We start from the raw sequence: 16,004 nt of genomic DNA, 5'->3' as shown, positions 1-16,004 counted from the left end.
GTCAGGGTATCCAGCGCTGGACGAACCTGACCACCCGTTTAACTGTCTGATTCTCAAACAGCCTTGGCGTGAAATAAGCACCAGCCACACGTTTGTTAAGCTCTCCGATCGTCGGATAGGGCGAAACCATCGCAGCGATCTGCCCCATTTTCAGATTATTGGCCAATGCCAGCGACCACAAGTTGATCAATTCGCCTGCCTGATGACCGACGATTGTGGCCCCAACGGGTCGACCTTTGACGACCATGACTTTGATGAAACCATTTGTCTTACGTTGGGAAATGGCACGATCGTTGTGATGGTAGTCAAAGCGGGCAATCTCGAGCCTGTCACTATGTTGATCGCGGGCTTGTGCTTCGGTCAGACCAACCTGCGACAATTCCGGGTCGGTATAGGTGGCCCACGGGATATGTGCCGTTTTGGCCTTAGACGGCAGGCCAAACAGTGCCGAGCGAATGATGACGCCCGCGTGATACCCCGCCACATGGGTGAATTGCAGCCCACCTGCAACATCGCCAATGGCATAGACTTGGCGGTTTGTCGTCCTCAGGGCCTCATCCGTCTTTATGCCGGTCCGGGTGCGATCAATTCCCGCCTCCTCCAGATTCAGGCGTTCTATGTTGGCCTTGCGCCCGGCTGCGATCAAAAGATGAGAGCCTCTGTAAATTTCACCGATCTCGGTCACGACCTCAACTGCGCCTTCGCTTCCTCGGATTTGCGCAACCATTGCGTCTTCCCGGATGTCGATGCCTTCACTGCGCAACGCCTCCAGCACCACTGAAGCAGCTTCGGGGTCGTCTTTGCCCAACGCCTTTTGGCCTTCTATGACCGTGACCTTGCTGCCAAGGCGTTGATGGGCCTGCGCCATTTCCATGCCGATAGGGCCACCGCCAATGATCAACAAATGATCCGGCCGCTCGCGCAGTTCGAAAATGGTTTCATTCGTATAGTAAGGAACCGTATCCAGCCCCGGGATCGGCGGCACCAGTGGCGAAGACCCGGTTGCGATCACGATCCGCCGTGCAGTGATGACGTGGGCCCCCGCCTGCACTTTGTTGGAAGAGATAAAGGTGCCGTATTCGCGGATCACCTTGACGCCAAAGCCCTCGAACCGCTCCTGGCTGTCCATCGGCTCGATCTGGGCGATGACGTCATGTACATGATCCTTGGCCGCCGCATAGTCGATCTGAGGGGTGACATCCGAGATCCCGAATGCCGCGGAATGCGCCTGACCATAAGCGGTCTTCCCGCTTGCAATCAGCGCTTTGGACGGGATGCAGCCGAAGTTCAGGCAATCGCCCCCCATCTTGTGGCCTTCCAGGAGCACGACATCAGCACCCATTTGGCTGGCCCCAGCGGCAACCGAAAGTCCGCCGGACCCGGCCCCAATGACCAGGAGGTCTGTTTTCAGTTCGGTCATGGCTCAGCTGTCCTTATTTGCGCGCAAGGCTTTGATGACGATGGGCAAAGCTGCCAAAACGCACAACCCGATGATCGGCCCGATCACGAACGGCTCCCACAACAGGGACACATCCGGGGTTTCGCCGCGGTCGAACACTCCGCCAAGCCCGACACCAATCCAGGTGTAGACAATCCCACCCGGGATAATGCCCAGCGCCGTGGTGATCAGGAAGTTGCGAAACTTCACGCCAACCAATGCAGGCACCAGATTGGCCACAAAGAACGGGACAACCGGCACAAGCCGCAACAGGAACAGGACCGAGATCTCATTTTCGCGCAGACCGTCCTTCAGCTTCTTGACCGTCCCCTCCGAAGATTCCAACCGTGCAGTCAAAGACTCACCCAACCCCCAGCGTGCCGCCAGAAAAATGGCCGAGGCTCCGATAGTCGCTGCCACAACGTTGAAGACCGTACCTGCAAACAGGCCAAACAAGAATCCACCCGTCATCGACGCGACCGCCGCCCCGGGCAACGAAAACGCCACAATAACGATGTAAACAGTCACAAACGCGGCAGCCATGACCCAATAGTGACCATCGCGCCATGCCAGAAGCGCCTCACGATTGTCCCGCAAGGTTTCAAAGCTCAGGTAATCCCCCAGCGTGAAAAAGCCAGCTACGGCAACACCAAGGATAACCAGCAATGGAATATGGCGCGCAAACCCGCTGCGCGGGGCCTGGCTTGTTTCGGACATCAGGTTTTCCGGTTCTTTCTGTTTCATCTTGTGCCCAAGATGCGCTGCCCGACGGTCCAGCAACAGGGGGATCACGGGGCCTTGATCTTTGTGGCACCGAATGTGAGAGATTTCTTCGATAAACGGGTGTTTTGAAACCTTTTCGCCGCTGCGGTTACAGAATTGTTGCAAAAGGCGCGAAAACCCGGTTGTTGGGGTTTGACTTACCCCCCGCTTAGCAGTAGAGGACGGGCTTCGAACACTAGGGCCAGGCGAATCCGCGCCGCACCCCACCGCTATTGATTGGAGACGGAGCGATGAAACGCACCTATCAGCCTTCGAACCTGGTTCGCAAACGCCGCCACGGTTTCCGCGCGCGCATGGCCACCAAGGCCGGCCGCAAGATCCTGAACGCACGCCGTGCACGCGGCCGCAAATCGCTGAGCGCGTAAACCGCTCACCGATCAGGTTATGAACATGACGCCGCCGGAGGCCCCTGTGGATGGTAAGAACCAGCCCGGGAACACGCCCCCGGCGGCGTCCGTTTGTGCGCCTGAACCATTGGCCGTACTCAAAAAACGTTCGGATTTTCTGAAAGCCGCCCGTGCACGCAGGCAGGGTACGTCCTCGATGATGGTACAGGCCCGCAGACGTTCAGCCGACGAAGCCTGCGGGATTCGCGTGGGGTTTACCTGCTCCAAGAAGGTTGGCAATGCCGTGGCCCGCAATCGCGCCAAACGCCGTCTGCGCGAAGCTGCCCGTGCCGTTTTGCCTGAGTTTGGCCGCGATGGATGGGATTACGTGCTGATCGGCCGTGCCGAGGTCACCGCCGACCGGCCCTTTGAAGCTCTGTTGGGCGACTTGCGCTATGCACTCCGCAAGGTTCATACTTCGGGCAAATGACCTTTCTGTCCCATATCGTCGCCCTGCCCGTTCGGGCATATCGGCTGATCTTCAGCCCATGGGTCGGCTTCAATTGCCGATATCAGCCCACATGCTCTGCATATGCGCTTGAGGCACTTGAGAAACACGGGTCGGTCAAAGGATCATACTTGACCGCTCGACGAATTTGCCGCTGCCACCCCTGGGGGGGCGATGGGTATGATCCGGTACCTGATTGCGAGCATCACGACGCCTCCGCCTGATTCTTCATCAGACTTGACCAGCCCCCTTAATGCTTGAACAACTCGCCGCAGTTATCAGGTGATAGCAGTCCCTCCTCTGGCACGCCCTTAGGTTGGATACTCACGCGCCGCTGACCCACCACTTGCCCGGTTGCGCCATCTGCTGTAGGGGCTGCGCATGTTTGATGATGCAGACGATATCCACCCGCTGTTTGCTGGCGCGCCCTCGACCACCGAGTTCAAGAAGCTGCGCAAGCGCATCGTGCGTCAGACCCGCGAAGCGATCGAGCAATATGGGATGGTGGACCCGTCCGCCCACGACAAGGATGGCAAACCGCCCCGCTGGCTGGTGTGTCTGTCAGGCGGCAAGGACAGTTATACGCTGTTGGCTGTTCTCTACGAACTGAAATGGCGCGGTTTGTTGCCCGTCGATCTGCTGGCTTGCAATCTGGATCAGGGTCAACCCGGTTTCCCGGCCACTGTGTTGCCAGAATTTCTGAACCGGATGGGTGTGCCACACCGGATCGAATATCAGGACACCTATTCCGTTGTGATGGACAAGGTTCCGCAGGGTCGAACCTATTGCGCCCTATGTTCGCGCCTGCGCCGCGGCAACCTGTATCGTATCGCACGGGAAGAAGGATGCTCTGCGGTTGTTCTGGGCCATCACCGCGACGATATTCTCGAGACGTTTTTCATGAACCTCTTCCATGGCGGCCGCCTGGCCACCATGCCGCCGAAGCTGGTGAATGAAGAGGGCGATCTTTTTGTCTTCCGACCGCTTGCGCATGTTGCCGAGGCCGATTGCGAAAAGTTTGCCAACGCAATGCAATACCCAATCATCCCCTGCGACCTATGCGGCAGTCAGGACGGGTTGCAGCGTCAGCAGGTGAAACAGATTCTCGATCAGTGGGAAAAGAACAGCCCAGGCCGTCGCCAAGTTATGTTCCGCGCGTTAACAAATGCACGCCCTTCGCACCTTCTGGATGCGAAACTGTTTGATTTCCTTAACCTTTCAATAAAATCTGGCAAAAATACTGAAAACTCGGGTGAAATTCCGCAGCTGCGTTAACGACTGACTCAGACTGGTTTCTTAGGCTCGATAGCATGTCATTCATGCCAAGGCCTAAAGCACGATGTGGAACCAATTTTCATTCAATCGTTTTTTCCACTCTTTGAAAACTATTGTGAACGGGCCCGCCGTGCTGGCGTTTGTTCCGGCGCTCAGTTTAGGCGCGTTCTGGGTGGGTGGTGAACGGGCCTTGGTTTCGATGGCTCTGGGCTTACCCTTGGCGATCGCCGGGCTGGGGGCAATATCAACCACACCGACACGTCCGGGACGAAGGGCATCGGGTGGCCTGGTGTCAAATGACCACTTCGCATCCGCCTTGACAGATGTTTTTGCTGAAACCCGCCGCAAAGGCGAGGATTCAGCCTGTTTCGCCCTGGTTCTAGATGACTACACGCAGCTGCTCGATCTTCACGGACAGGCGGCTGCAAACCATGTGGCACAACAATTCTGTGCGCGTGTCATGTCAATGATCCGCAACCGTGACTGCGCGACTCGAATCGGTGGGAACAAAATGATGGTTGTCTTGCGCCCGGCTCGGCAACTGGATCTGGAAGCGTGTATCCAGCTATCCGGTCGAATGCAATCCGCCATTGAAGAGCCGATCATGTTGAACGGAACCGGCGTTTATATGTCCTGCTCAATCGGGTTCAGCCTGAGCGACAGTTTCCCCAGCGGATCCGCGTTGGATTGGCGCGATGCCGCAAACAATGCCTTGCTTGAGGCGCAACAAAACGGCCCATCCACGATCCGGGCCTTTTCGTCTGAGACACGTCGCCGGGCACAGGTACGCACCAATCTTCGTAAAGAATTTGATGCGGCGGTGGACAGCGGTGAGATTCGCCCGTGGTTTCAGCCTCAAATTTCGACCGACACCGAGCGCGTTACCGGTTTTGAGGCGCTGGCCCGGTGGGAACATCCTTATAAGGGGGTTCTCAGCCCCAATGTCTTTCTGCCCTTTGCCGAACACGCCGAACTCATGGGGAGGTTGGGACAGACGATGCGGCACTACGCGTTTTCGGCTATGCGCGACTGGGATCAGGCTGGGCTGTATGTGCCGCGCATAGGAATAAATTTTTCCTCTGATGAACTGCGTGACCCGGGCCTGATCGACCGCCTGAAATGGGAATTGGATCAATTCGACATGACACCAGACAGGCTGGCAGTCGAGGTGCTGGAAACCGTTTTCTCCCGTCGGCCCGATGATGTCATCACCCGCAATGTCACCGGGTTGGCCGCCATGGGCTGCTGTATCGATCCGGACGATTTCGGGACAGGCCACGCCTCAATCGCGTCAATCAAACGGTTCAACGTGTCCCGCATCAAGATCGATCGTTCCTTTGTCACCAAATCTGATCAGGACCCAAGCCAACAACAGCTGGCTAGTGCCATCCTAACCATGGCTGAGCGTTTGAATCTGGAAACATTGGCGGAAGGCGTCGAAACGCCGGGTGAGCACGCATTGATGGCTCAGCTAGGCTGCGACCACGTTCAGGGTTTTGGTATCGGCAAGCCGATGCGCTTCGAAAAAACCGAGGGCTGGATCAAGTCTTATCGCAACAAGATCGACGGGGTGCCTAAAATCGGACGGGAAACAGGCTGAGGAACCCGAAATCAGCCCAAAGAAGACCAGTACGTGACGAAATGACGGGCGATTCCGCTTGACCTTTGGGCCCGCACTCTGTTGAACCCTGCGGGTGTCTTTCACTGCTCAAGGTGGCTGTCCCCGATGGACGATCAGAACAAGAATCTCATCCTCGCAACCGCGCTCAGCTTTCTCGTGATCCTGGTCTGGTTTGTGCTGTTCCCCCCGCCGGAACCGACGCCTGCACCGGAACAGGCTGAAATTGCCAATGTCGAAGGCAATGAGGTTCAGACGCCAAGCGCTGCTGAAACAGGCGCTGTGGGGGAAGCAACCGCAGCTGCGACCGAAGCTGAACCCGAGGCTCAGGCCCCGCGGATCAGCATCGACACGCCGCGCCTGACCGGAAGCCTGTCGCTCGCCGGTGGTCGCATCGATGAGCTGTCGCTGAAAGACTACAAGGTTTCGCTGGCCGACGATTCTCCGATTGTCGAACTGTTGGCACCGGTGGGGTCAGAGTCCGCGTATTACGCACTATACGGCTGGGCTCCTGGCGCGGGCCTGAGCGGTGCCGACGTACCCGGCCCCAACACCATCTGGTCCGTTGAGCAGGGTGAGACCCTCGGCGTCGACAGTCCGGTGACGCTTGTTTGGGACAACGGCAACGGCCTGACCTTCCGCCGCACCATCTCGGTGGATGATAACTACATGTTCAGCGTCACGCAGTCGGTTGAAAACGCCACCGAGGCCGAGGTCGGCATGGCCCCCTACGGCATCCTGGCACGCCACGGTATTGGCGAAGACGGTGATCTGCCTGGCCTGAAGAACTTCTTCATTCTTCATGAGGGCGTTATCGGCATGGCTGACGGCACTCTGACAGAAGTGGATTACGGCGACGTTCGTGATTTCGACATCGATCCGAACGAACGCGCGCAGGCCGAGGTATATCAGGTCAAGGAAAACGGCTGGATCGGTTTCACCGATCACTACTGGATGACCACGCTGATCCCTGAGCCTGGTTCCGCGTTCAAAGCAGCCGCCAAGTATGACTCGCGCCGCAAGATCTATCAGACAGAGACCGTTCTGCCGACGCTGACCGTTGCGCCGGGTGCGACCGAGCAGGTCACGACTCGCCTTTTTGCCGGTGCAAAAGAATGGGAGGCTATTCGGGAATACCAGTCCGAAGGCGTTCAGAAATTCATCGACAGCATCGATTGGGGCTGGTTCTTCTTCCTGACCAAACCGATCTTCTGGCTTCTGCACAACATCAACGTGCTGATTGGCAACATGGGTTGGTCGATCATCGGTCTGACGCTGATCATTAAGGCGATCCTGTTCCCGCTGGCCTACAAATCCTACGTCTCGATGGCCAAGATGAAGGAATTGCAGCCGCAGATGGAGGCTCTGAAAGAAGCCGCTGGCGACGACCGTCAGAAGATGCAGCAAGGCATGATGGAACTGTACAAGAAGGAAAAGGTGAACCCGGCCGCAGGCTGTCTGCCGATCCTGTTGCAGATCCCAATCTTCTTCTCGCTATACAAGGTGATTTTCGTCACGATCGAACTGCGTCAGGCACCCTGGTTCGGACCGTTCCAGGACCTGAGCGCGCCTGACCCGACCTCGATCTTCAACTTCTTTGGCTGGCTGCCTTGGGCGACACCCGCACCTGAAAGCATCATGGCGTTGATCTTCATCGGTATTCTGCCGCTGCTGCTGGGTATCTCGATGTGGCTGCAACAGAAGCTGAATCCGGCACCAACCGACGCCACTCAAGCGATGATCTTTGCTTGGATGCCCTGGGTCTTCATGTTCATGCTAGGCGGTTTTGCCAGCGGTCTGGTCGTCTACTGGATTGCGAACAACACGATCACGTTCACACAGCAATACCTCATCATGCGCAGTCAGGGCTACAAACCGGACGTGTTCGGGAATATCAGATCCGGCTTCAAGAAGACGCCAAAAACGGACAACAAATGAGCGGAACAGTCTCAAATCTCTGGCGTCACCCGATCAAAAGTCACGGGCACGAAGCCCTGAGCCAAGTTACAGTCATCCCCGGGCAGACCATGCCCGGGGATCGCGTTTGGGCGGTTGCTCATGAAGCCGCCAAGACAGATGGGTCGGACTGGGCCCCTTGTTCGAATTTCAGCCGCGTCGCAAAGGCACCCGAACTGGCGGCGATCTCTGCCGAGTTGCACGGAGATCAGGTGACACTCCGGCACCGCGACAGACCCGATCTGAACTTCACCCCGGATGCCGAACAAGAGGTTTTTCTGGATTGGGTAAAGCCGCTGATGCCCACTGATCGCGCAGCATCTGCCCGGATAGTCCGGGTTCCGGGACGCGGAATGACGGACAGTGATTTCCCATCCATCAGCCTGTGCAACATGGCTTCTCACCGCGCGGTCGAACAAAAGCTTGGCCAAACGCTGTCGATCATACGCTGGCGCGGGAACATCTGGATTGACGGCCTGCCCTTGTGGGAAGAGTTCGACTGGTTGGGGCGCGAAGTCCGCATTGGGCAGGCCGTGTTCCGTGTGCGCGAACGTATCACCCGCTGCAAGGCCACCACCGCCAACCCCGAAACCGGTGCGCGCGACGCGGACACTCTGGGCACGCTGAGCAGCTGGGGCCATCAGGATTTCGGTGTTTACGCCGAAGTCGTTCAAGGCGGTGAGATCCGTCTGAATGATGAGGTGTGCGTGCTATGACATCACTTCCGTTTCCACTGGCTGAAGAGCCGGATGACCTTTCCAAGGAACGCGGGCGCAAACTGTTCGCAGGCCCTTCTGAATTTGTCAAAGGCGTGGTCGCCATGAACGGCCTGCCCGCCCCTGATCGGTTGGAGGTCTGCTTCGCAGGCCGGTCGAATGTCGGCAAGTCCAGCTTGATCAACGCGCTGACCGGAACCAAGGGTCTGGCACGGGCTTCAAACACGCCCGGGCGCACGCAAGAGATCAACTTTTTCACCCAGGGCCCCGAACTCTATCTGGTGGACTTGCCTGGCTATGGCTATGCGAATGCCCCGCTGAAAGTGGTGGAGAAGTGGCAGAAACTGCTGAAACAGTATCTCAGCGGTCGCCAGACACTGCGCCGCGCCTTTGTACTGATCGATGCGCGCCACGGCGTGAAACCGGTTGATGCCGAGATCATGAAACTGCTGGATACCAGCGCCGTAACCTTTCAATGCGTTCTGACCAAGTCGGACAAGGTCAAGGCCAAGGATCGCGAGAAGGTGCTGGACCAGACGCGCGCTGCCTTGTCCAAGCACCCCGCAGCATTCCCGGAAATCGTGCTGACCTCTTCCGAGAAAGGCGACGGCATCGCGACCTTGCGGTCCATCATCTCGCATCTGGAATAGCTTCGCCCTTGGCAGGGCCGTGCAAAGGCCCTAACACAGGTCTCCAAAGGGACTTTAGCCATGAAGACACGAGATATGAACCGGGACTGGATTGCCACCGCAGCTACACTCAACAGCGCTCTGCCCTATCTGCAGCGCTATGACGGAGCCATTGTCGTCATCAAGCTGGGCGGCCACGCGATGGGCAGCGATGAGGCGATGGAAAGCTTTGCCCGTGACGTGGTTCTGATGCGTCAGGTTGGGGTCAATCCAGTCGTTGTGCATGGCGGCGGTCCGATGATCAACGCCATGTTGGATAAGCTGGATATCCAGTCCGAGTTTGTGAACGGCAAACGTGTGACTGATACCGCAACCGTCGAAGTGGTCGAGATGGTTTTGTCCGGTCTTGTGAACAAGCGCATTGTCCAGGCGATCAATGATCAGGGCGGTTCGGCGGTTGGCTTGTCTGGCAAAGATGCAAACCTGATGACCTGCGACCAGACAGACACGTCGCTGGGATATGTGGGCACACCCGCCGAAATGAATCCCAAGATCCTGCAAGACCTGTTCTCACATGACGTAATCCCGGTGATTGCTCCGCTGGGCGCAGGTCGTGATGGCGAAACATTCAACGTCAATGGCGACACAGCGGCGGGTGCAATTGCCTCGGCGCTAAAGGCCGACCGGCTGCTGCTGCTGACCGATGTCTCGGGTGTCAAGAACGCCGCCGGAGATGTTGTCACCGAACTGAAGGCCGGGCAAATTCGCGAAATGACCCGCGAGGGCACGATCGCAGGAGGCATGATCCCCAAGACCGAGACGGCCCTTGACGCGCTGCACAGCGGTGTTCGGGCCGTGGTGATCCTGGACGGACGCGCGCCAAACGCCGTGCTGCTCGAACTGTTCACGGAACACGGGGCCGGGTCGCTGATACGGCCGGACTGACCCGTTTAAGGAAGGAAGAGACATGACCAATCTTGCACAACCTTCCTCTGACCCAAATACAGCGCCTTATGACCACGTCACTGAGGCAGCCCGTTGTAATGGGCTGATTGTCATGGGGGCACTGCATCCCCGCAAGGTGGATGCCAAACAGCTTGAAACCGGCACGCTGGTCCTGTTGGGGGTCGGGGGGGACTTTTGGCCAGTCTTGAAAGCAGCCCCAGAGTGGGGCGCACCCGATCCGGTTGACCGGTGGTCCACCAGAGTGATTGGCGGGATGGCCCGGACACTTGGTGCAGATGCCTTTTTTCCCTTTGGCGGGCCTCCTTATGCTCCTTTCATCGACTGGGCGCTGAAATCAGGACGGACTTTCAGCAGCCCGGTCGGGGCGTTGGTGCACGATACCGTTGGCATGATGATCTCGTATCGCGGTGCACTACATTTTGCCGACGAATTCGATATCCCGAACACATCCGGGCAATCCCCCTGCACCACCTGCGACGCACCCTGCACGCGAGCCTGCCCTGTCGGCGCCCTGAACGCACAAGAGTTCTACGACGTCTCGGCCTGCCACAGCCATCTGAATACGCCCCGAGGGCAGACCTGCATGACCGGCGGATGTCTTGCCCGCCTTGCCTGCCCTCTTAGCGCGGGCTCGGGACGCACATCAGAACAGTCGGCCCATCACATGAGGTCGTTCCACCCGTCATGACCCACACCTTGATCCTGACACGCCACGCCAAATCCAGCTGGGACAATCCGATGCTGGACGACCATGCACGTCCGCTAAGCAATCGAGGACGCAAGTCTGCCCCCGCAATTGCCAAATGGTTGCGTGCACATGGTTGGGTGCCGGATGAGGTTCTCAGCTCGACCTCAACCCGAACCCGCGAAACCTGGGGTAGGATGGCGATGACAGCTGAGTATGTCCGTTTTCAGGATGCGCTTTACCTGGCGGGTCCCGACCAGATGATACGCCAGTTGTTCGAAGCGAAGGGTCGGACCGTCTTGATGCTGGGACACAATCCGGGGATTGCCCAGTTTGCTCGCCAACTGGTGCAGGACACTCCGGCACATTCGCGATTTCTGGACTATCCGACCTGCGCAACAACCGTCATGGAATTTGACGTTGCCAGTTGGACCGAGGTCCAATGGCACACCGGGAAAGTTCTTGGCTTCGCAATTCCGCGCGAATTGCTAGAATAGAAAAAGGCGGGGCAAAACCCCGCCTTTCCTTTGAGTTTAGGCCGGTTAGTGGCCCAGAATCTGGCTGAGGAACAGTTTGGTCCGTTCGCTCTGCGGATTGTTGAAGAACTCTTCCGGTTCGTTCTGTTCAACAATCTGACCGGCATCCATAAAGATCACCCGGTTGGCCACCTGCCGGGCAAAGCCCATCTCGTGCGTCACGCACAGCATGGTCATGCCTTCCTCGGCCAGCTCAATCATGGTGTCCAGCACCTCTTTGATCATCTCGGGATCCAGCGCCGAAGTTGGTTCATCGAACAACATGATCCGCGGCATCATGCAGAGTGAGCGGGCAATCGCCACACGCTGCTGCTGACCACCTGACAGCTGGCCGGGATACTTGTCGGCTTGCTCGGGTATCTTAACCTTTTCCAGGAAATGCATCGCACGCTCTTCGGCCTCTTTCTTGGGCGTCTTGCGCACCCAGATCGGGGCCAGCGTGCAGTTTTCCAGAATGGTCAGGTGCGGGAACAGGTTGAAGTGCTGGAACACCATGCCAACCTCGGACCGGATCTTGTCGATGTTCTTGAGGTCATTCGACAACTCGATCCCGTCCACAACGATCTTACCCTGCTGGTGTTCCTCCAGCGCGTTCAGGCAGCGGATCAGGGTGGACTTACCCGAACCCGACGGGCCCGCGATAACAATCCGCTCGCCCTGGTTGACGGTCAGATTGATGTCGCGCAGCACGTGGAACGACCCGTACCACTTATTCATGTTGTTAATGTCGATGGCGATCTCGTCGCTCACCTGCATCTTGGAACGGTCGATTTCACGGTCAATTGCAAGTTCAGACATATGTTGAACTCCTTAGTGATGATCTGTGGCAAGGCGACGCTCGAGCCACTGAGAATATTGAGAGATGCCGTAGCAGACGACGAAGAACAGAAGCGCGGCGAAGCCCAGAAGCTCCCAATAGACGCCGTTCCATTCGGTCGACGCCAAGATGGGACCCCGGATCATGCCCACCAGATCGAACATCGAGATGACCGAAACCAGTGTGGTATCCTTGAACAGGCCGACGGCAACGTTCACGATACCGGGGATCGAGATCTTTAGCGCCTGCGGCAGGATGATCAGCCGCATTGCCTGCGGGTAATCAAGGCCCAAGCTGTCTGCTGCCTCGTACTGTCCACGTGGAAGCGCTGCCAGACCGCCGCGGATCACCTCGGCAATATAAGCTGCCGAGAACATGGTGATCATGATCACAACGCGTAGGAACAGGTCGACCGTGCTGTCAGGCGGGAAGAAATACGCCAGCATCACCGAAGCCACGAAAAGCAGCGTGATCAGAGGCACGCCTCGGATGAATTCGATGAAGATGACACAGACCCATTTGATCAGCGGCATGTTCGACTGACGGCCCAAAGCCAGCGCGATACCCAGAGGCACTGACAAAGACACACAGGTCACACCCAGCATCATGTTCAGCATGAATCCACCCAGATCACGGCTGGGAACAGCTGTGAGCCAAGCGTTCTCGGATAAGCCTTCGGGGATCAGAGCTCCGCCGACGTTCCAGATTACCAGCGCGGTCACGATGGCCCCAAAGAACCCGGCCGCAAAGCTGTTGTTACCCAGTTTCTGGAACACAGCACCCGCAGCAATGAAACCGACAAGCGCCACCACAGGAACCAGAATCGTGCCCCCCCAGATCAGCCAGAAAGCCACAAAAGGATAGACTGCGGTAAACAGCAACATCTTGCGCGGCAGATCAAAGAACAACACCGGTGCAAGGGCGACCAACATCAGCACTAAGGCTAGGTTCGGTCGCCAGTAAGCGTCGGCAGGGTACTTGAAGCCATAGATCAGCTGAGGCCAGCGTTCGGTCAGAACCGCGAAACAGGCACCGGTCTTACCTGCCAGAATCTCACGGCATTCCGCCAAAGAGTTGGCATTCCACACCCCGTTAAAGATCCACGGCAACGTGTTCTTCAATAGAATGTAGATCAGCACCAGCGACAGCACCGTCAGGACAGTGTTTGTCACGCCCGAGAACAGATTCTCGCGCAGCCACTTAACCACCCCTGTCTCACGTGCTGGCGGAGGCGAGGGCGGGATTGTGTCTTCGGCCACGAAGGCGATCGGGTTTGTTGTTTGATCACTCATGGCTCAGCGCTCCTTCAGCTTGACGGAAGCGTTATAGATGTTCATCGCCATCGAAATCAGCAGGGAGGCCGTCAGATAGAACAGCATCAGCAGCAGAACACATTCGATCGCGCGTCCGGTCTGGTTCAGCGTAATACCACCCAGCGTCGCTGTGATATCCGCATAACCCACTGCAATCGCCAGCGACGAGTTCTTGGTGATGTTCAGATATTGCGAAATCAGCGGCGGGATGATGACCCGCAGCGCCTGAGGCAAAACGACAAGGTTCATGATCCGTCCCGGACGCAGACCCAATGCAGCCGCAGCTTCGGTTTGGCCTTTGCTGATTGCCTGAATACCCGCGCGAACGTTTTCCGCAATGAACGCACCAGTGTAGATGGAAAGAGCAAACCACAATGCAATCAGCGGGCCACCAACCTTGATGCCGCCACTGAAATTGAACCCTTTCAAAGCGGGAATATCCCAAGTCAGACCCATGATGAGCATCAACACGGCAAAAGGCATCAGCCAAACAGCCAGCTTGACCAAGAACGTTTTTGGGCGCTCACCAGTCGCTTCCTGCTTCAAGGTTGCCCGCTTTTCGATCTCTCGCGATGCAAACCACGAGCCGATCAGAACAACGATGACCAGCAACCAGTTCAGAATGGTTGCGCCAAACAGCCCGTTTGCGAATACGGGGCGCGGAACATAGACACCCCGGTTGGTAAAGGCGAAAGCATCGAACAACATGCTGGATGTTGCGTTGTCACCCCGGAACGCGCGCGGTCCGGGCAGCACAGCCGTCATGACGGTGAAGATGATGATGATCCAGATCAGAACCGGAATATTCCGAAAGATCTCGACATAGACTGCCATCAGTTTGGACACCAGCCAGTTGTTGGAAAGCCGCAGAACACCTGCGATCACTCCGAATATCGTGGCCGTGATACAAGCCAGAAAGGCGACCAATAGCGTGTTGAGAATACCAACAACCGCAGCACGCCCGTGGCTGGATTGACTGTCGTATTCAACCAGACGCTGGTTGATGTCATACCCGGAAGAGTCACCTAGAAAAGAGTAGGAAATGTTGAGCCCAGCGGCCCGCAGGTTCTGGATCAGGTTGTTACCGAGATACCAGATGGAAAGCGCAATAACGATCGCCGCGATCACCTGAAACGTCAGGGAGCGATAGCGGGTGTCGTTAATGAGCATGGACAACCGAAAGTCAGCTTTCGGTGGATCAGTCATAGTCGACATATTTTGAAATCCCCGTAGCGTGCGAATTTGTTTTCTTGGCGGGTTTCTCCCCGCTCTAGATATTTCCGCAGCTTTTTGATGCGAAGAGGGCGCAGGTTACCCCACGCCCAATTCCTTACATTTTAGCGGAACGGCGGCGAGTACAGCAGGCCACCTTCGGTCCACTGTGCGTTCAGGCCGCGTGCCAGGCCGATCGGGGTTTCTTCACCGATGTTCTTGGCAAACACTTCGCCATAGTTGCCGCCGGCCTTGATGGCTTTCGCAGCCCAGTCAGCGTCCAGGCCCAGCATCTCGCCCAGGGTGCCTTCGGTACCCAGCAGACGGTTGATTTCCGGGTTGTCGGTGCCAGCGCTCAGCTCATCGATATTGGCCGAGGTCACACCCAGTTCTTCCGCCGAGACCAGCGCGTTCAGAGTCCAGCGAACAACGTCACCCCATTCGTGGTCGCCGTGACGGACCAGCGGGCCCAGCGGCTCTTTCGAGATGATTTCGGGCAGCAGAACGTGCTCGTCCGGTGCTTCAAACGTGGCGCGGGTTGCGGCCAGACCGGATGCGTCGGTGGTATAAACGTCGCATGCGCCAGCCAGATACTGCTGCTGCGCTTCGGCGTTGGTTTCGATCGGAACCGGCTCATAGCTGATGTTGTTCGAGCGGAAGAAGTCCGCCAGGTTCAGCTCGGTCGTGGTACCCGTCTGGATACAGACAGTTGCGCCATCCAGTTCCTTGGCCGAGCTCACGCCCAGCGCCTTGGGAACCATGAAGCCCTGACCATCATAATAGTTCACACCAGTGAATTCAAACTTCAGGTCGACGTCGCGGCTGAAGGTCCAGGTGGTGTTACGGGCCAGCATGTCGATCTCGCCGGACGCCAAAGCGGTAAAGCGTGTCTTACCGGTGGTCGGAACGAACTCGACGGCGTTTGCATCGCCCAGAACAGCAGCGGCGACAGCACGACAAAGCGAAACGTCAAAGCCTTGCCACTCGCCATTGGCGTCGGGTGCAGCAAAGCCAACCAGACCGGTTGTCACGCCACAGTTCAGCTTGCCGCGCGCTTTAACGTCGTCAACGGTCCCTGCCATGGCTGCGCCAGCAGAAAGACCGGCAATCGTTGCCGCGCCCAAGATTACGGATTTTTTCATTTTTACCTCTTCCTGATTTTCCACCTCTTGCGAGGCGGCTCTGCCCGGCAAGTGGATGCCGGAAAGGTTACCCCAAAGGTGTCT

The 16,004-nt window shown here is 57.4% G+C and carries 17 protein-coding genes; 11 read left to right on the top strand and 6 right to left on the bottom strand.

The annotated features are described in order from the left end of the window. Position 1: 1 nt before the first annotated feature. Both ALB80_RS20050 and ALB80_RS20045 read right to left on the bottom strand, forming a co-directional pair. Positions 2-1,420 carry an NAD(P)/FAD-dependent oxidoreductase gene (locus tag ALB80_RS20050; RefSeq protein WP_050605872.1) on the bottom strand — a complete coding sequence of 473 codons (1,419 nt, stop codon included), beginning with the start codon at positions 1,418-1,420 and terminating at the stop codon, positions 2-4. A gap of 3 nt (positions 1,421-1,423) precedes the next feature. Beyond that, complete coding sequence (locus tag ALB80_RS20045; RefSeq protein WP_172677927.1) at positions 1,424-2,155, bottom strand: TVP38/TMEM64 family protein; 732 nt, start codon at positions 2,153-2,155, stop codon at positions 1,424-1,426. Positions 2,156-2,451: 296 nt separating this feature from the next. Between ALB80_RS20045 and rpmH the strand changes: the two genes are divergently transcribed. From rpmH to ALB80_RS19995, 11 genes are all read left to right on the top strand, one after another. Beyond that, a complete protein-coding gene (rpmH, locus tag ALB80_RS20040; protein ID WP_005980833.1) occupies positions 2,452-2,586 on the top strand; it encodes a 50S ribosomal protein L34 in 135 nt (44 codons plus the stop codon). Positions 2,587-2,611: 25 nt separating this feature from the next. Further along, a complete protein-coding gene (rnpA, locus tag ALB80_RS20035; RefSeq protein WP_050605907.1) occupies positions 2,612-3,037 on the top strand; it encodes a ribonuclease P protein component in 426 nt (141 codons plus the stop codon). Continuing rightward, a complete protein-coding gene (gene yidD, locus ALB80_RS22010; RefSeq protein WP_083445393.1) occupies positions 3,034-3,279 on the top strand; it encodes a membrane protein insertion efficiency factor YidD in 246 nt (81 codons plus the stop codon). The genes rnpA and yidD overlap by 4 nt, the downstream gene beginning before the upstream one ends. Positions 3,280-3,436: 157 nt before the next feature. Next, entirely contained in the window at positions 3,437-4,330 is an 894-nt protein-coding gene (gene ttcA, locus ALB80_RS20030) for a tRNA 2-thiocytidine(32) synthetase TtcA (RefSeq protein ID WP_050605871.1), read from the top strand. 64 nt (positions 4,331-4,394) lie between these two features. Beyond that, on the top strand, positions 4,395-5,930 hold the full coding sequence (locus ALB80_RS20025) for a bifunctional diguanylate cyclase/phosphodiesterase (protein WP_083445392.1): 1,536 nt from the start codon (positions 4,395-4,397) through the stop codon (positions 5,928-5,930). Positions 5,931-6,056: 126 nt separating this feature from the next. Then, positions 6,057-7,886, top strand: coding sequence for a membrane protein insertase YidC (yidC, locus tag ALB80_RS20020; protein WP_050605870.1), 1,830 nt, complete (start codon positions 6,057-6,059; stop codon positions 7,884-7,886). Further along, positions 7,883-8,620, top strand: coding sequence for an MOSC domain-containing protein (locus ALB80_RS20015; protein ID WP_050605869.1), 738 nt, complete (start codon positions 7,883-7,885; stop codon positions 8,618-8,620). Before yidC ends, ALB80_RS20015 begins: the two co-directional genes overlap by 4 nt. Continuing rightward, entirely contained in the window at positions 8,617-9,270 is a 654-nt protein-coding gene (gene yihA / locus ALB80_RS20010) for a ribosome biogenesis GTP-binding protein YihA/YsxC (protein WP_050605868.1), read from the top strand. Before ALB80_RS20015 ends, yihA begins: the two co-directional genes overlap by 4 nt. Before the next feature lie 60 nt (positions 9,271-9,330). Beyond that, positions 9,331-10,194, top strand: a complete 864-nt coding sequence (gene argB, locus ALB80_RS20005) for an acetylglutamate kinase (protein ID WP_050605867.1) — start codon at positions 9,331-9,333, stop codon at positions 10,192-10,194. 22 nt (positions 10,195-10,216) lie between these two features. Beyond that, positions 10,217-10,903: a hypothetical protein gene (locus tag ALB80_RS20000; RefSeq protein WP_050605866.1), complete on the top strand. Its 687-nt coding sequence runs from the start codon at positions 10,217-10,219 to the stop codon at positions 10,901-10,903. Beyond that, a complete protein-coding gene (locus ALB80_RS19995) occupies positions 10,900-11,397 on the top strand; it encodes a histidine phosphatase family protein (RefSeq protein ID WP_050605865.1) in 498 nt (165 codons plus the stop codon). The genes ALB80_RS20000 and ALB80_RS19995 overlap by 4 nt, the downstream gene beginning before the upstream one ends. 45 nt (positions 11,398-11,442) lie before the next feature. On the opposite strand, the gene ALB80_RS19990 is transcribed toward ALB80_RS19995, so the two are convergent. The 4 genes from ALB80_RS19990 to ALB80_RS19975 form a co-directional block, all read right to left on the bottom strand. Then, positions 11,443-12,234 (bottom strand): amino acid ABC transporter ATP-binding protein, encoded by a 792-nt coding sequence (locus tag ALB80_RS19990; protein ID WP_050605864.1) that lies wholly within the window; start codon positions 12,232-12,234, stop codon positions 11,443-11,445. 12 nt (positions 12,235-12,246) lie between these two features. Continuing rightward, complete coding sequence (locus ALB80_RS19985) at positions 12,247-13,545, bottom strand: amino acid ABC transporter permease (RefSeq protein ID WP_050605863.1); 1,299 nt, start codon at positions 13,543-13,545, stop codon at positions 12,247-12,249. Positions 13,546-13,548: 3 nt separating this feature from the next. Further along, a complete protein-coding gene (locus ALB80_RS19980; RefSeq protein WP_050605862.1) occupies positions 13,549-14,781 on the bottom strand; it encodes an amino acid ABC transporter permease in 1,233 nt (410 codons plus the stop codon). 122 nt (positions 14,782-14,903) lie between these two features. Then, the gene (locus ALB80_RS19975) at positions 14,904-15,920 is read right to left on the bottom strand and encodes an amino acid ABC transporter substrate-binding protein (protein WP_050605861.1); all 1,017 of its coding nucleotides are present in this window, start codon (positions 15,918-15,920) and stop codon (positions 14,904-14,906) included. Between the last annotated feature and the right edge of the window lie 84 nt (positions 15,921-16,004).

The sequence above is a fragment of the Ruegeria sp. 6PALISEP08 genome (assembly GCF_001238295.1).
In the GTDB taxonomy this organism is placed as follows: Bacteria; Pseudomonadota; Alphaproteobacteria; order Rhodobacterales; family Rhodobacteraceae; genus Ruegeria.
Note: the sequence above shows the minus strand (reverse complement) of the source record. Positions and strands in the feature narration are given on the sequence as shown.

What these genes read in the sequence shown, in the direction of transcription:
- ALB80_RS19985 (WP_050605863.1), bottom strand. Translation starts at nt 13,545, where the DNA reads ATGAGTGATCAAACAACAAACCCGATCGCCTTCGTGGCCGAAGACACA.
- rnpA (WP_050605907.1), top strand. Translation starts at nt 2,612, where the DNA reads ATGACGCCGCCGGAGGCCCCTGTGGATGGTAAGAACCAGCCCGGGAAC.
- argB (WP_050605867.1), top strand. Translation starts at nt 9,331, where the DNA reads ATGAAGACACGAGATATGAACCGGGACTGGATTGCCACCGCAGCTACA.
- ALB80_RS20000 (WP_050605866.1), top strand. Translation starts at nt 10,217, where the DNA reads ATGACCAATCTTGCACAACCTTCCTCTGACCCAAATACAGCGCCTTAT.
- ALB80_RS19980 (WP_050605862.1), bottom strand. Translation starts at nt 14,781, where the DNA reads ATGTCGACTATGACTGATCCACCGAAAGCTGACTTTCGGTTGTCCATG.
- yidC (WP_050605870.1), top strand. Translation starts at nt 6,057, where the DNA reads ATGGACGATCAGAACAAGAATCTCATCCTCGCAACCGCGCTCAGCTTT.
- yidD (WP_083445393.1), top strand. Translation starts at nt 3,034, where the DNA reads ATGACCTTTCTGTCCCATATCGTCGCCCTGCCCGTTCGGGCATATCGG.
- ALB80_RS19975 (WP_050605861.1), bottom strand. Translation starts at nt 15,920, where the DNA reads ATGAAAAAATCCGTAATCTTGGGCGCGGCAACGATTGCCGGTCTTTCT.
- ALB80_RS19990 (WP_050605864.1), bottom strand. Translation starts at nt 12,234, where the DNA reads ATGTCTGAACTTGCAATTGACCGTGAAATCGACCGTTCCAAGATGCAG.
- ALB80_RS20045 (WP_172677927.1), bottom strand. Translation starts at nt 2,155, where the DNA reads ATGTCCGAAACAAGCCAGGCCCCGCGCAGCGGGTTTGCGCGCCATATT.
- ALB80_RS20050 (WP_050605872.1), bottom strand. Translation starts at nt 1,420, where the DNA reads ATGACCGAACTGAAAACAGACCTCCTGGTCATTGGGGCCGGGTCCGGC.
- ALB80_RS20025 (WP_083445392.1), top strand. Translation starts at nt 4,395, where the DNA reads ATGTGGAACCAATTTTCATTCAATCGTTTTTTCCACTCTTTGAAAACT.
- rpmH (WP_005980833.1), top strand. Translation starts at nt 2,452, where the DNA reads ATGAAACGCACCTATCAGCCTTCGAACCTGGTTCGCAAACGCCGCCAC.
- ttcA (WP_050605871.1), top strand. Translation starts at nt 3,437, where the DNA reads ATGTTTGATGATGCAGACGATATCCACCCGCTGTTTGCTGGCGCGCCC.
- ALB80_RS19995 (WP_050605865.1), top strand. Translation starts at nt 10,900, where the DNA reads ATGACCCACACCTTGATCCTGACACGCCACGCCAAATCCAGCTGGGAC.
- yihA (WP_050605868.1), top strand. Translation starts at nt 8,617, where the DNA reads ATGACATCACTTCCGTTTCCACTGGCTGAAGAGCCGGATGACCTTTCC.
- ALB80_RS20015 (WP_050605869.1), top strand. Translation starts at nt 7,883, where the DNA reads ATGAGCGGAACAGTCTCAAATCTCTGGCGTCACCCGATCAAAAGTCAC.